Genomic DNA, 14148 nt, shown 5'->3' on the forward strand with positions numbered 1-14148 from the left:
ACTCGCATTTCGATATTATATCAAACCATGCCCAGTCAAGCAAGATTTTTTCTTATACATTGAAACGGAAATGCATGACATCTCCATCCTGCACGATATACTCTTTGCCCTCTAAGCGATATTTGCCGCGTTCGCGTGCAACTGCTACCGTTCCAGCATCGACAAGGTCGGTGTATGCGACTACTTCTGCACGGATAAAGCCGCGCTCAAAGTCTGTATGGATCACACCTGCCGCTTGTGGAGCTTTCATTCCTTTGCGGATCGTCCACGCGCGCACTTCTTGTACGCCAGCTGTGAAGTACGTCACCAGACCGAGCAATTCATAGGCAGCACGGATGAGACGGTCGAGCCCGGACTCTTGCAGGCCCAGTTCTTCGAGGAACATTTCTTTGTCCTCGCCTTCCAGCTCGGCGATCTCGGATTCTACTTTCGCACTGATGATGACGACTTGCGCGCCTTCTTTTGCCGCATGTTCACGAACTGCTTGCACGTGCGGGTTGCTGTCAGCTGTATGAATTCCGTCCTCAGCGACGTTGCATACATACAGCATCGGCTTGATCGTCAATAGATGCAGATCGCGAATCAGTTTCGTCTCTTCTTCATCAAGCTCTACGCTTCTCGCAGCGTTTCCTTCTTCGAAGGCAGCCTTCAGCTTTTCCAAAACGTCCAATTCTTGTTTGGCTTCTTTGTCGCCAGCCTTCACTTTGCGGCCGATCCGCTCGATGCGGCGCTCTACAGAGTCCAGGTCTGCGAAAACAAGCTCAAGGTTGATCGTTTCGATATCGCTGAGCGGGTCAACTTTGCCAGCTACGTGTGTGATGTTCTCATCTTCAAAGCAGCGAACGACTTGGCAAATCGCATCCACTTCACGAATGTGTCCAAGGAATTGGTTGCCCAATCCTTCCCCTCTGCTTGCCCCTTTAACCAGACCGGCGATGTCGACGAATTCAAACGCGGTTGGAACAACCTTGTTTGGCACAACAATCTCGGTCAATTTGGTTAAACGCGGATCTGGCACTTCCACGATACCTACGTTTGGATCGATCGTACAGAACGGATAGTTAGCCGACTCCGCGCCTGCTTGGGTAATGGCGTTAAACAACGTCGATTTACCTACGTTCGGCAAACCAACAATACCGCATGAAGCACCCATCTATAAATACACTCCTTATTTCCGTAATCACATCCTTCTTAGTATAAAGATTTGTTTCTATGATTACAATCGCAGAAGACAAAGGCCTGTGCAAGAAAAGTTGGAAATACGCGGTCCATCATTTTTCTGCACTGAGCTTTTCCAGCTCATTCAGCGTCTCCTCAAAAATTTTCATCGCCTGATCGATCGGTTTTGAGGTGGACATGTCCACACCCGCCCGCTTCAAAATCGCTATGGGCGAATCCGAGCTTCCAGCAGACAAAAAGTTTTCCCTTATGCGATCCACCGCCGGCTTGCCTTCATCCAGCACCTGTTTGGCCAACGCCTGCGACGCAGCGAAGCTCGTAGCGTATTGATACACATAGAAATCGGAATAAAAATGAGGGATGCGCGCCCATTCCATGGCGATCTCCTGATCGGAAACTACGTTTTTGCCGTAGTACTTTTTGTTCAGCTCAAGATACAGTTTTTTGAGCGCTTCGGCATTTAGCGATTCACCAGCTTGTTCCTTTTCATGGATCAGCCTTTCGAATTCGGCGAACTGAGCCTGTCTGAACAAAGTGGTCCGGAAAGTGTCCAGGTAATGATTCAGCAGGTACATTTTCTCCTGCTTCGTTTTGGCTTTGGCGTACATGCTCTTGAATAGCAGCGTTTCATTCAACGTGGAGGCAACCTCCGCAGTAAAGGTTGCGTAATCAGCATTCGTATACGGCTGTTTTTTGTTTGTATAATACGAATGCATCGCATGGCCTAGCTCGTGGGCAAGCGTTGAAACGTCGTCGAAGGTGCCTTGATAATTCAGCAGCAAATATGGATGAACGTCATAGGAACCCATTTGATAGGCCCCTGAGCGTTTGTCTTCTGTGGAATAAACATCGATCCAGCCACCATCAAAGCCTTCCTGCAGCGCTTTTACATACGGATCGCCCAGCGGTTGCAGCCCTTCCAATACCAATTCCTTTGCCTTTTCATACGGAATGTACGTCGTATCCGCCTTGACGATCGGCGTGTAAATATCGTACATGTGCAACTCTTTTGCCCCAAGCAGTTTCTTCCTAAGCCCCATGTACCGATGAAGCAGCGGCAAGTGAGAATGGACTGTTTCGATCAGCTCATCGTACACTTTCGGCGGGATATCGTTGGGAATCAGGCTCGCTTCCAAGGCAGATTTGAATTTGCGGGCTTTTGCATAGTAGTTGTCTGCTTTCACTGAAGCACCTAACGTTTGGGCGAAAGAATCCTGAAAGCCTACTAGCGTATGGTAATACGCTATAAAGGCATCTTTTCTTACCCGCGGGTCGTGGCTTTCAACATAGGAGACATAGTTAGCCGGAGTCAGCTGGACCTCCTGCCCCTTTTCATCTTTGATTTTTGGCAGCTTCACGTCTTTGGACAGCATTCTGAACACACCTTCAGGCGACCCGGCAAGCGGTGCCGATTGTGCCAGCAGCTCCTCCATTTCCTTTGGCAGTGAATACTGCTTTGTGCGCAGGATGTTTCCAACAAACACTCGGAAATCAGCCAGCTCCTTTTCTTTCAAATAGGATTGGATTGTGGCGGTCGGAACGGCCACGATCTCAGGTGTCACCCAAGCTGTCTTCTCGCTGATCAATGTCTGCAAATTGCTGACCCGGTCACTCATTTCTTGAAGCGCAGGATTTGCTGAATTCACGTCAAAAGACAGCGATGCGTATAAATAAACCTTTTCAAACATGCGCGTTAAATCGGCATAATCTCGCAACACGGATGCTAGATTGGCAGCGGAAGCGGCAAGCGTCCCCTGTTTTTTCCCAAAGCTCTGGGCCAGCTTCTCTACCTTTTGGTAATCGACTTCCCACGATTTTTTATCGGGATAAATATGTGTAAGATTCCATTTGTACTTTCCCGGAATCTCCGTTCTCGTCTTATAATGTGGAACTTGCTCGGCCGTAACGGCCTGACTCAATGGAATGAATGGTTCCGATACAGCAGCAAACGAAAAAACCGCGACCGTCACCGCAGACAATACTGACTTTTTCATAGCGAATTCCTCCTATCCACAGGCTCCAAGCAGAAAATTTTTATAAATCAGATATCACAAATCGAAAAACTATCCCCGCTTGTTGATAACTTTGTGGATAAAACTATCGTTCCTCTCGGTTATCCTTGGGGATATCTTTTAGTTTGGGCACAAAGGCTGCTTTTTTATCCACATTTTTTGTGGATTAGTTGTGTATAACTAAACCTCCTCAAATGGGCTGTTAACAAAGTGCCAGGTTGCTCTTTCTCTCCAGCGTCTTTATGCGTTTACCTACTTCTTCAGTGAATTTTGGTAAATAGGCGCATGCCCATAGCCATTCGCCTATTCCTCTCATACGATAGCATGTGAAAAGATCGTTGGAGGTGCTTGCGATGAGTCCGTTTAGCAATAACAACAACAATAGCTTTATCTTGATTCTTGTCCTGTTCATTCTGCTCGTTATTATCGGATCCGCTAATTAATTCGCCCCCGATAAAAAATAAAGGATGCCAGCCGATTGTGTGCTGCATCCTTTTTTGTGTACGATTCGTTATTTTCCGCTTGTGGAAAACGTGATTTGTGTAGACCGATTCATATTGCCTGCTTCGTCTTTGATCAAGCCTCCTGGAAACAACACAGTATACGCCGTGTACGGGGCAAGCTTTCCTTTCGCTCGCAATGTAATCGTCCGTGACTGTTTGTTCCATGTAGCCGAATAGGATACCAATCCTCCATGCTCATCCTTCCAGATTGCTAGCCCGATCACCTCAGCATTGGTGAGCTCGGTACCATTTACCGCCACTACATTCTCGCCGAATTGAAGCGTTATATTCGTATTGAGAGACACATTTTTTGAACCATTCGCCGGCCAAAATGTCACTGCAGGTGGAATAAGGTCCTGTTGTGCTGCTGTTGTAAATGTGAAGGAAAACTGGCCGTTTTTTGATCCTTGGCGATCCATAAGCGTTTTTTCTGCCAGCACGACCATGTAGTGCATGCCCGCTTGCAGGTTTCCTTCAGGATCGAGCGTAACCCGCATGCTTTTCGCATCCCAAAACGGCTCGAAATTTACTTTTTTCTGATCTTTATCTGTTATTTTAATCGCCTTTGCCCACGTGCTTTTTGTAATCGGCTTGCCACTTGGAAGTTGAATGGTTTTGTTGAAGGTAAGTGTGATGGAGCTGCTGGCTGCTACATTCTGCGCCAAATTTGAGGGTGTACTGGCAATGAGGAACTCTGGCTCCCGCGGCTCGGTCGTAAAGCGTGCCTCCTCCGCACCATTCAGCTTCCCTTCCGCATCTTTTACCGTCCCAGGAAGCAGCTTTACGGCAAAATCGGTTTGGTAGGGAAGTGGCTGTACTGGTTTTAGCGTGAGCTTTCGTTTCGTAGGGCTCCAACTGAATGTGGTTTCAAGCTTCTTCCCTGTCCGAGCGTCGATCAGCGCTGCAATCATTTCCGCCTTTTTGGAGGTGAGTGCCTCGCCGTTTGCAAGCTTTACCTTAGAACGGAACGTTAGGCTTATCTCCCCTTTCACCGAGATAGTTGAAGCGCCGTGAACTGGAATGAATGTCGCCATGCTTTTTCCTACTTCTTTGGCCATCACAGGTGATACCGATTGCATCATGAGTAAAAGGATGCCAACCACTAACAGCAGATACCGCTTCAAACTCCACAGCCTCATAACAAAACCCCCTTTTTTCCTTGTTCCCGAATTATAGGAAAAGAAAAAAAGGGGGTGCAAATATTTTTCAGTCTTATTCTTCTTTGGGCTCCGTTGACTGCAGCACCTTTTTCATTTTGCGTTCGAACTCAAGGCGCGGAATCATAACGCTATGATCGCACCCTGTGCATTTGATCCGGATATCCATCCCCATCCGAATAACCTTCCATGCATTTGTTCCACACGGGTGCGCCTTTTTCATCTGCACCACATCACCTAATTGGAACAGTTTTCTCTCCACGTCCATACCCCTTTCTCAAGCACGCTCTTTCGCATTCGGCATGGCGATCATTCTCGGGTATGGTACCTCAATTCCTCTTGCTGTGAATTCCGATTTGATGCTCGCACGCAACTGCCTTGCCACTCCATAGTGCGTATTTGGTTTGCATTCTGCTGTGACCCGAATGACAACTTCAGCCGGACCAAGCGATTGTACTCCCAGCACTTGCGGATCGCTCACAATGTTTTCATTTTCTTCTTTCACCTTTTTAGCGACCTCGGCGATGATTTCCTGCACCCGATCCAAATTCTCTTCATAAGCGACCGCTACATCAACCAATGCGACGGTATTTTGCAATGAAAAGTTGGTCACCTGAGTGATTGTCCCATTCGGGATGATGTGGACTTCACCGGTTCCGCTCTTCAATTTGGTAATGCGCAAGCCAATTTCCATCACCGTTCCGCTAAATGCATTGATCGTCACCGCGTCTCCAACCGCAAACTGGTCTTCGAAAATGATGAAAAATCCAGTGATGATATCCCGCACAAGACTTTGGGCACCAAAACCGATTGCCAATCCCAAAACCCCCGCGCTGACTAGCACCGGTCGCAAGTCAAAACCAAGCTGGTCAAGCACGAGCAGAACGGTCAGGAAAAACAGCACCCAGCGCGAAACATTGTTCACCAATACGCGCAGCGTCTCCAAACGCCGCTGGTCAATTTGCAGTTTGCCGCCTTCGCGGTTGCGGAAAATTCGATTGATCGCAGCTCGCGAAAGAGTAACCAAAACACGCGAAACCACGATGATCAGGAGAATTTTGATACAGATGCTCCCAATCTTCACCCATAAATCAGGGTTAATCAAAAAATCGGTTACTTTGTCCACCTGTTTCAGTTCTTCATTCATTGTTTTCTCTCTCCCTGCTGATCTATCTCTACGTAGCCATCTGAGAACTTGCGGAAGAATCCACGAATCTCTACCTGTTGTTCAACTATGATCTCTCGGGCAGTCGCGTAATCGGTTAGTGGAAATTCTATAGATAACGCGCAGCCAGCCGTAACCTCTTTTGGTGTTGGCCGCGTATCGATATCGATGTCAGCATACTCCAGCAGCATTTCTGCGCGCAATGCCTGTTGTGTGGAATCAAATGCGATCAAAACCGTATCGTCTGGCACTGCTCGTCTCCCCTTTCCTCACCATTTTACTTGTTGGTTGCTTAGGTTTCCAGCCTTACTTCTCCCTCTTTTCAGTCCAATCCAGCTGCAAATTTCCGAAATATGTATAAAATTCGTGCTCTGTCCATATACTGTGAATACTTCTCTCTACAGGAGGTAGCCATGAGCAATCTAAATCCTTCTTATCCGGTTTCCTATCCTTCCATAAAAGTCGAGCATCGAAATGATAATGCTGTGGAACTCCTGGCTCAGCACCTCTATCATTGCCTGACATTGCGATCCTATGACCAAGACGTTGTCGTTTTGTGCATCGGAACGGACCGTTCAACCGGCGATGCCCTTGGCCCTTTAGTTGGAACCAAACTGAAAGATCAATATCTGCATAAAATGCACGTCTACGGTACATTGGAAGAGCCTGTACACGCAGTCAATCTGGCTGAAAAGATTGAACTGATCACACATACTCATCAAAATCCTCTGGTCATCGCCATCGATGCTTGTTTGGGGCAATACAGCAATGTTGGTTCCATTCATGTCGCAGATGGACCGTTAAAGCCTGGAGCGGGTGTAAAAAAAGAGCTTCCTTCTGTCGGCAGCTTTCATATTACAGGCATCGTAAATGTAGGAGGCTTTATGGAGTATTTTGTGCTACAAAATACAAGGCTGTTCCTTGTCATGCGCATGGCAGAGGTCATTGCGGCCTCATTGAAATACGCTGACACTCAATTGCTCAAAGCCGAAAAGCGTTATAACACGTTCTCTCTTGATTAAATGACGGGAACAAACCTGTGGCTGAATTTTTTGGAATGATGCTAGCTCATTTCAAACTAGGAAGCCTCTTCGTTGTGATTTGAGCATAGTCGCGCATCAGTCGCCAACAAGCGCTCGATTTTCATTTTTCTCCCGGTACCTTCATCGATTTCTGCTGAAATTCCAGTCTTTCTGTCCCTATTTTGCTCTTACTTTTTTCCTTTAGACAAAAGTCGTTTATTTCCGTCCGCTTTCTCTCTGTTCCTTTTCCACGCTTCTCCCTCTTTCGACATTGATGACTTTGCTACTTTTCTATGACCCGGCACCCCACCCTTCCCTTTTGCTGCAACCGCCTCTATAGCTGTCTAATTGGCGTATATAACGCTGAATGATTTTTTGATCGTGTTCGTGTTGTTTGGTGTGTATTCGTTTATTGTCGTTTGATTTGATTGACCACCAACTTAGCTATGATTTGCTTTATGTTGTTCCTGCTGTTAGTTACTTGTTTAGCTTTTTGCTGTCCAAGCCTTTTCTTTTTCTGTTCGTGCGCTACCATTTATATCTTTGAATTTTCCAATGTGATCAATTACTTTTGAGGTCTCATTCATTTTTTTGCTGTATGAAAACTTTGCTCGTCATGCTGACTTAGCTGCTGGATTTTACTTTTACTTTATTCGCTGTACTGCTATGTCGATTTTCTGTACATGCTTTGGCATTTTTGTTTTTGTCCATGCGCAATACGATAGTAACTTCGTTTTGATTATCGGCACAGCCATTCTTGTTATGTGGCTATTTTCATGCTTTCGCTGTGAACCATAGAGCCTTTTGTTACCATTCTCTCTCCACTCGAGTTTAGCATCTAGTACCTGTAACTTATGACTTTTGCACTCGTCTTTTCTTGTACATTTCTTTATCAATCGTCATCCATTCAGTACTGCATTTATGTTTTCACCTACTCATCTTGGCCAAAACACTTAGCCATCCCGTCACCCTATTGTAAACAAAAAAGGCGAGCTCACAATAACCGTGAACTCGCCTTTTTCCCATTTTTATGATCCCAACAGCTTTGTCAACCACGTAACAACCGGTACCCCGAATGCGGCGATAAACAAAGATGGCAGCATATTTGCGACTCTTATCTTCAACAAACCTAATACATTGATCCCAATTGCAATGATCAAGAGCCCGCCAACTCCCGTCAATTCAACCAACATGGCGCTGATCAAGTCTTCTCCAGCAAATTGATTGATTTGTGTCGCAAGCAGCGCGATTGATCCTTGATAAAGAAGTACCGGAATGGCCGAAAACAGCACACCGATTCCGAGTGTCGAAGCGAAAATGACAGCTGAAAAGCCATCGAGCAGCGATTTTGTGTACAGAACTTCGTGATTTCCCCGCAACCCGCTATCAAGGGAGCCTAGTACAGCCATGGCCCCGACACAATAGACAAGCGTCGCAGTTACAAAACCGTTGGCTATGCCACCTTCTTTTCCACCCAGCTTTTTCTCCAACCATTTTCCTACCTGATTGAGCCGATCCTCGATTTGGATCAGTTCACCCAGAATGGTACCTATCACAAGGCTAATGATCATCAATAAATAATTTTTCGATTCAAAACTCATTTTCAGCCCAAGAATAATGACCGCAAGCCCTAAACCGTGCATCACTGTCTTTTTGATGCCTTCCGGTATTCCGGATAATACTTTTCCCGCTAAAGCCCCTACGATGATGGCCGCCACATTTGCCAGCGTGCCTAGTAATACCATGTCAACACTTCCCCTGGTGTATGTCTCTCTCTGTCATTAAAATGCCGCGGCTATCTCTTTAATTGCGGCAACCAACGCATCTACGTCTGCTTCCGTATTGAATGCGCCAAAACTCGCGCGAACTGCCCCTCTTTGCTGGGTACCAGCGGTTTGATGGCCCAATGGCGTGCAATGAAAACCTGCTCTTGTTGCAATCCCGAACTGCTGGTCAAGAATGAACGATACTTCTGCAGCATCGGCCTCTTTCACGTTAAACGCGATAACGCCAACCCTCTCCAATTCAAGGGATGGACCATATACCTCCACACCATCGATGGTAAGGAGCTGCGTGATTGCCTTTTTCGCCAATCCCCACTCGTGCTGGTGAATCTGCTCGATCCCCTGTTCATTCACGAATTGGATTCCAGCAAGCAATCCTGCAAGACCAACCGTGTTTGCGGTCCCGCTTTCGTACCTGTCAGGCCTTGTCGTTGGCTGATCGATGGCCTCTGACTGACTCCCGGTACCGCCATGAATCAATGGCTCAAGGTCAATGCTGCTGTGCACGTACAAGCCACCTGTTCCTTGTGGCCCGTACAAGCCTTTATGTCCGGGAAAAGCAAGCATTTGGATGCCCATTTCCTCCACGTCGATCGGCAATACTCCAGCGGATTGAGACGCATCAACAAGAAAGGCAATGCCACGTTCTTTTGCAATCTTGCCAATTTCCTCAATCGGTAGAATGACACCTGTCAGATTAGAGGCATGGCTAATCGCAATCAAACTCGTTTCAGGACGAATCGCTTGTAGAAAATCTTGCGCATCAAAGAGCTGGTTTTCTCGAGGCTCTATGTACGTAAGCTCCACCTGCTTCGTCTTGCGCAAATACTCTAGTGGACGTCGTACCGAGTTGTGTTCCACCGTCGAGGTAATGACATGATCGCCCGGTTTTACAAACCCTTTAATCGCCTGATTCAGCGCTTGCGTTGCATTCATATAAAAAAAGAGGTCATTCGGGTTTTTAATCCCAAATAACCGGGACACTTGCAATCGTGTCTGGAACAGGACTTTACTTGCCTTCATTGCCAATGCATGGCCGCCTCTGCCTGGATTTGCCGCATATCCTTCGATGGCTTCTGCCATCCGCTCTTTTACACCGTCTGGTTTCGGCCATGTGGAAGCAGCGTTATCCAAATAAATAATCCGCATGTGTTCCTCCTTGGAAGTGCGCGTTATTCGGCTTGAAGCAATTCTAAAATTCTCTCCAAGTCTTCCTGGGAAAAGAATTCGATTTCTATTTTTCCTTTTTTATTGCCCTTCTTGATATGGACCGATGTGCCCAGTCGATTTCGCAAGCGCTCTTCCAACTGAACCAAAGCCTTATCCTTCTTGGCGTTCTTTTTCGCCTTCGTTTCACGTGAAACATTCATTTGCTGGACAAGCTCTTCCAACTGCCTGACACTCAACCCTTTTGTGATAGTCTCATTCGCCAGCTTCCATTGCAGCTCTTGGTCTTCAACTGCAATGAGTGCTCGCGCATGCCCCATCGATAAAGCTCCTTGTGTAACCAGTTGTTTGATTTTATCAGGTAAATGGAGTAAACGGAGGATGTTCGAAACATGTGGGCGACTCTTCCCTAGCTTTTTTGCTAACGCATCCTGCGTATAGGAGTAATGTTGGATCAATTTCTCATACGCTTCTGCTTCTTCCAACGGGTTCAGGTCTTCACGCTGCAAATTCTCGATGAGAGCAATCTCCATGAGTTGCTGATCGGTATACTCTTTGACGATGATCGGTACCTTGGCCAGACCTGCTTCCTTTGCTGCACGCAACCGTCTTTCCCCTGCAACCAATTCAAAGCCCTTTATACTTTTCCGTACGATTAAAGGAGAAATAATGCCGTGCTCCTTTATCGACTCAGCTAATTCCTGCAACGCAGCCGCGTCGAATTCACGGCGCGGCTGATACGGATTTGGACGAATTTTGGCAACAGGAGCTTCTGTCACCTGATCACTTTCTGCTTCAACATTCGATGAAATAATCGCCCCAAGCCCTTTTCCTAAACCTTTGTTCATATCCCTACCACTTCCTTCGCCAGATCGGTATAAACTTCTGCACCTCTGGACCTAGGGTCGTAAGTGATGATGGCTTGTCCATGAGAAGGAGCTTCACTCAATCTCACGTTACGCGGAATGATGGTCCGGTACACCTTGTCTTGGAAGTATTTCTTCACTTCCTCAATCACCTGTATTCCCAAATTGGTGCGGGCATCCAACATCGTTAACAGAACGCCTTCAATGGTAAGCTGCGCATTTAGGTGTTTTTGAACCAGGCGGATCGTATTGAGCAGCTGGCTCAATCCTTCCAGCGCATAGTATTCGCATTGGATCGGAATCAAAACCGAATCGGAAGCTGTTAAAGAGTTAACTGTCAAAATCCCCAGGGATGGCGGACAATCAATGATCACATAATCATATTTATCTTTGACCACTTCAAGCGCTTTCTTCAGCCGGACTTCACGGGAAATGGTTGGCACTAGCTCGATTTCTGCTCCTGCCAGTTGAATCGTAGCTGGAATCACCTTTAATCCTTCTACATCGGTTGGCAATGTCGTTTCCACCGGACTAATATCATTAATCAGCACATCATAAATACAGTAATGAACATCTGCTTTATTTACGCCAATTCCACTGGTTGCGTTCCCCTGCGGGTCGATATCAACCAACAAAACTTTTTTCCCTAGAGAAGCGAGGCACGCGCTCAGGTTGACGGCTGTCGTCGTCTTCCCAACGCCTCCTTTTTGATTGGCTACAGCAATTACTTTGCCCACCTTCTCCACCTCATTTAACGAATCTACTTCTACTTTATTATCTTAACGTACTTTATTGCTAAAAAATAGAAGAAATCATAGGAAAAGCTGTTGAGGAATGTAACAACCCATAAATTGCTGTATGTTTTCGGCTTTACCCTTCAGAAGTGCAGCTGTTTCTTTGCAACACGCAATTTATCTCGTCTGAAAGGCATTTTTCTGGCCGAAAAAAGAAAAACTTCTCGTCGAAGTTCTTATCATCGGCAGCTATGTTTGATAATCGATTCTTTCTGGTATAAATCTAATAAGGGCAATTGCTATAAGTATATTCTCGGTGTCTTTGAGCAATATTTCACTTCAATGCTCCCTCGATGAATGCGGGAATGCAAGACCTATACAATAAGAAAAACTTCTTTCAGAAGTCTTTTCGAAGTGCTTCTTGGGTTCCGGTATTTATATGGCAAGCACTTAATAAATTCTTACACGATCAGAAGACCGGCCGCCTCTTTCTGCCGGAAATTCTTCACTACTCACGCTTTTTCGGAATCCGAATGGTAAATTGGAAATACTCTTCGTTATCCTCTTCATTCGTCTCGACCGGCAACCCCGTTTGCATAACCATATCGATCGATTGGCGAACCGTATTGATCGCAATACGCGTGTCTCTTGAAAATGCTTTCCAACGTGGCTTCTTTTCTTTTTCGTTCTTGGGGTTTTCCATCGCCTCAAGTAACAGTTTTACGCGGTTTTCGGTTTGCTTTACGTTTAATTCCCGTTCGATAATTTCTTGGAGCACCTTCTCCTGCCATTCCGTATCTTTCAACGGCAGCAGCGCTCTCGCATGACGCTCAGTAACGGCGCGTGCCATAAGCGCCTCCTGGACGGTCTGCGGCAGGTGCAGCAGCCTTAGCTTGTTGGCGATGGTCGATTGTCCTTTACCCAACCGTTGAGCGAGGCTTTCTTGCGTCAATGAATGCAGCTCAATGAGCTTTTGATAAGCGATTGCTTCTTCAATTGCGGTTAATCCCTCACGTTGCAAGTTCTCAATCAATGCGATAGATGCTGTCTGTGTATCATTTAAATCCTTTACGATCGCGGGAATACGCTCCAGACCCAGCTTTTTGGTTGCGCGCCATCTGCGTTCGCCCGCAATAATCTCATATTGGTTATTTCGCAGGCGCACTACGATCGGTTGAATCAATCCATGCGTTCGTATCGTTTGACAAAGCTCGTCTATCTTTTCATCATCAAAAACTGTACGGGGTTGATAGGGATTAGGAACAATGGTATCTACAGGAATCTGACGAACCTCTTCATTCTCCGATTTATCAGAAAACCCGAACATCCTTGAAAATTGATCCTTTACTGTCATATCGAAGATCCCCCAATTCTAAACACGTTCCACTCGCTTTCTTAATTCTTCATTCGGTCAGGAAAATCCTGCTGATTTTCCTTTGAAAAGCTTCTTTCTGCCCAACGATAAAACACTGAATTTCTCTTGATATTTCGCGTTTTCCAGTGCAGAAAGCGCCTATTTATACATATCGCGGAATTGTCATAATGAAATCAGGAAAAAGGAACTACTCCTGAGTTTGGGGATTATGATTTATGCTCCTGATTGCCAGCCGTCTATAACTGCCTGAGTGGCCATATTTCCTTCTTTGCTCCCGAAAATTCACGGATTCCTGGTCATCTAAGCGACTCATGATTACCTTACTCATGTTCCCCAATTGCCGAAAATTAAAAAAGTCCCCTGTCTCCATTCAGCATGGATCATACAGAGAACTTTTCATATCATTTGTTATTAAAACTCTATCCGCCATCTACATGCAGTGTTTTACTGCCCCATCGCTCTATCATTTTTCTAATATCTAAGGGGTATCAGTCTCCCCAAAAGGTAATCCTTCAAATTTCACTCACTGTCCAAAACCAAGTACCCGTTCTCCTATCGTTTCACGTGAAACACAATCATCCTTCTCAATCGTCCTCATCCCCGCCTTGACCAGCCTTCGCTTTTTTGACTGGCTCCTCTGCCGGCTCATCCTCGACATGCTTATCCTTAAGAAAAGTAAAAAGATGAGGAAACAACCGATGAAAATCCAACACCAGATAGGCAAAAAATGCAGCAAGAATCGCTGTCACATACATTCCCGCACTGAATAACAGACCAATGGCAGAAGCGACCCACATGCCGGCCGCTGTCGTCAGCCCTTTCACTTCCCCATTATATTTCATAATCGCCCCTGCGCCGAGAAAGCCCATACCTGTGACAACTTGCGCTGCAACCCGCCCCGGGTCATTGTTCGTTCCATTGGATGAAAAACCGTAGATCGATGCCAGCCCAAACAAGCATGAGCCAAAACAAACCAAGCTGTATGTTCGAAAACCAGCTGCTTTCGTTCGATGTACGTCTTTATTAAATCGTTCCCGTTCCAATCCCATAATCGCACCGGCTACGAAAGCGAGAAAAAGTCGGAGCAAAATGACAGGTAGCTCTGGAGGAAAAAATGTAGATAGCAATACGTTCATGTCTTCGACAACCCCTTAGGTGGTTTCCCTAGTATGTATATGCCGTTC

General features: G+C 46.2%; 14 protein-coding genes. 2 read left to right on the top strand and 12 right to left on the bottom strand.

Going from position 1 to position 14148, the window contains the following annotated elements; translation table 11 throughout:
- Positions 1 to 52: 52 nt before the first annotated feature.
- Together ychF and pepF are read right to left on the bottom strand one after the other, a co-directional pair.
- The gene (gene ychF, locus EDM56_RS22405) at positions 53 to 1153 is read right to left on the bottom strand and encodes a redox-regulated ATPase YchF (RefSeq protein WP_122920153.1); all 1101 of its coding nucleotides are present in this window, start codon (positions 1151 to 1153) and stop codon (positions 53 to 55) included.
- Positions 1154 to 1271: 118 nt separating this feature from the next.
- Positions 1272 to 3173: an oligoendopeptidase F gene (gene pepF, locus EDM56_RS22410; RefSeq protein WP_122920154.1), complete on the bottom strand. Its 1902-nt coding sequence runs from the start codon at positions 3171 to 3173 to the stop codon at positions 1272 to 1274.
- A 371-nt stretch (positions 3174 to 3544) separates the two neighbouring features.
- Here pepF and EDM56_RS22415 point away from each other — a divergent pair, with 371 nt between their 5' ends.
- Positions 3545 to 3634 (top strand): YjcZ family sporulation protein, encoded by a 90-nt coding sequence (locus EDM56_RS22415; protein ID WP_122920155.1) that lies wholly within the window; start codon positions 3545 to 3547, stop codon positions 3632 to 3634.
- 68 nt (positions 3635 to 3702) lie between these two features.
- Here EDM56_RS22415 and EDM56_RS22420 read toward each other — a convergent pair whose 3' ends face one another.
- The 4 genes from EDM56_RS22420 to EDM56_RS22435 all read right to left on the bottom strand — a co-directional run bounded on the left by EDM56_RS22420 (position 3703) and on the right by EDM56_RS22435 (position 6267).
- Positions 3703 to 4833, bottom strand: coding sequence for an Ig-like domain-containing domain (locus EDM56_RS22420; protein WP_122920156.1), 1131 nt, complete (start codon positions 4831 to 4833; stop codon positions 3703 to 3705).
- Between the two features lie 73 nt (positions 4834 to 4906).
- The gene (locus EDM56_RS22425) at positions 4907 to 5113 is read right to left on the bottom strand and encodes a DUF951 domain-containing protein (protein WP_122920190.1); all 207 of its coding nucleotides are present in this window, start codon (positions 5111 to 5113) and stop codon (positions 4907 to 4909) included.
- A gap of 15 nt (positions 5114 to 5128) precedes the next feature.
- On the bottom strand, positions 5129 to 5998 hold the full coding sequence (locus EDM56_RS22430; protein ID WP_122920157.1) for a mechanosensitive ion channel family protein: 870 nt from the start codon (positions 5996 to 5998) through the stop codon (positions 5129 to 5131).
- Positions 5995 to 6267, bottom strand: a complete 273-nt coding sequence (locus tag EDM56_RS22435; RefSeq protein ID WP_122920158.1) for a putative Se/S carrier protein — start codon at positions 6265 to 6267, stop codon at positions 5995 to 5997. Before EDM56_RS22435 ends, EDM56_RS22430 begins: the two co-directional genes overlap by 4 nt.
- A 162-nt stretch (positions 6268 to 6429) precedes the next feature.
- Between EDM56_RS22435 and yyaC the strand changes: the two genes are divergently transcribed.
- The gene (gene yyaC / locus EDM56_RS22440) at positions 6430 to 7038 is read left to right on the top strand and encodes a spore protease YyaC (protein WP_122920159.1); all 609 of its coding nucleotides are present in this window, start codon (positions 6430 to 6432) and stop codon (positions 7036 to 7038) included.
- A gap of 1028 nt (positions 7039 to 8066) precedes the next feature.
- On the opposite strand, the gene EDM56_RS22445 is transcribed toward yyaC, so the two are convergent.
- From EDM56_RS22445 to EDM56_RS22470, 6 genes are all read right to left on the bottom strand, one after another.
- Entirely contained in the window at positions 8067 to 8783 is a 717-nt protein-coding gene (locus EDM56_RS22445) for a DUF554 domain-containing protein (RefSeq protein WP_122920160.1), read from the bottom strand.
- A 36-nt stretch (positions 8784 to 8819) separates the two neighbouring features.
- Complete coding sequence (locus EDM56_RS22450) at positions 8820 to 9971, bottom strand: aminotransferase class V-fold PLP-dependent enzyme (protein WP_122920161.1); 1152 nt, start codon at positions 9969 to 9971, stop codon at positions 8820 to 8822.
- A gap of 23 nt (positions 9972 to 9994) precedes the next feature.
- Positions 9995 to 10837, bottom strand: a complete 843-nt coding sequence (locus EDM56_RS22455; RefSeq protein WP_122920162.1) for a ParB/RepB/Spo0J family partition protein — start codon at positions 10835 to 10837, stop codon at positions 9995 to 9997.
- Positions 10834 to 11592, bottom strand: coding sequence for a ParA family protein (locus EDM56_RS22460; RefSeq protein ID WP_122920163.1), 759 nt, complete (start codon positions 11590 to 11592; stop codon positions 10834 to 10836). The genes EDM56_RS22455 and EDM56_RS22460 overlap by 4 nt, the downstream gene beginning before the upstream one ends.
- Positions 11593 to 12097: 505 nt before the next feature.
- On the bottom strand, positions 12098 to 12943 hold the full coding sequence (gene noc / locus EDM56_RS22465) for a nucleoid occlusion protein (protein ID WP_122920164.1): 846 nt from the start codon (positions 12941 to 12943) through the stop codon (positions 12098 to 12100).
- A 605-nt stretch (positions 12944 to 13548) separates the two neighbouring features.
- Entirely contained in the window at positions 13549 to 14100 is a 552-nt protein-coding gene (locus EDM56_RS22470; protein WP_122920165.1) for an MgtC/SapB family protein, read from the bottom strand.
- Between the last annotated feature and the right edge of the window lie 48 nt (positions 14101 to 14148).

The organism is Brevibacillus fluminis (assembly GCF_003710825.1).
Lineage (GTDB): Bacteria > Bacillota > Bacilli > Brevibacillales > Brevibacillaceae > Brevibacillus_D > Brevibacillus_D fluminis.

Bases quoted from the DNA above. Each gene is read 5' to 3' on its own strand.
- noc (WP_122920164.1), bottom strand. From the start codon at position 12,943: ATGACAGTAAAGGATCAATTTTCAAGGATGTTCGGGTTTTCTGATAAA.
- pepF (WP_122920154.1), bottom strand. From the start codon at position 3,173: ATGAAAAAGTCAGTATTGTCTGCGGTGACGGTCGCGGTTTTTTCGTTT.
- EDM56_RS22470 (WP_122920165.1), bottom strand. From the start codon at position 14,100: ATGAACGTATTGCTATCTACATTTTTTCCTCCAGAGCTACCTGTCATT.
- EDM56_RS22450 (WP_122920161.1), bottom strand. From the start codon at position 9,971: ATGCGGATTATTTATTTGGATAACGCTGCTTCCACATGGCCGAAACCA.
- yyaC (WP_122920159.1), top strand. From the start codon at position 6,430: ATGAGCAATCTAAATCCTTCTTATCCGGTTTCCTATCCTTCCATAAAA.
- EDM56_RS22445 (WP_122920160.1), bottom strand. From the start codon at position 8,783: ATGGTATTACTAGGCACGCTGGCAAATGTGGCGGCCATCATCGTAGGG.
- EDM56_RS22430 (WP_122920157.1), bottom strand. From the start codon at position 5,998: ATGAATGAAGAACTGAAACAGGTGGACAAAGTAACCGATTTTTTGATT.
- EDM56_RS22455 (WP_122920162.1), bottom strand. From the start codon at position 10,837: ATGAACAAAGGTTTAGGAAAAGGGCTTGGGGCGATTATTTCATCGAAT.
- EDM56_RS22420 (WP_122920156.1), bottom strand. From the start codon at position 4,833: ATGAGGCTGTGGAGTTTGAAGCGGTATCTGCTGTTAGTGGTTGGCATC.
- EDM56_RS22415 (WP_122920155.1), top strand. From the start codon at position 3,545: ATGAGTCCGTTTAGCAATAACAACAACAATAGCTTTATCTTGATTCTT.
- ychF (WP_122920153.1), bottom strand. From the start codon at position 1,153: ATGGGTGCTTCATGCGGTATTGTTGGTTTGCCGAACGTAGGTAAATCG.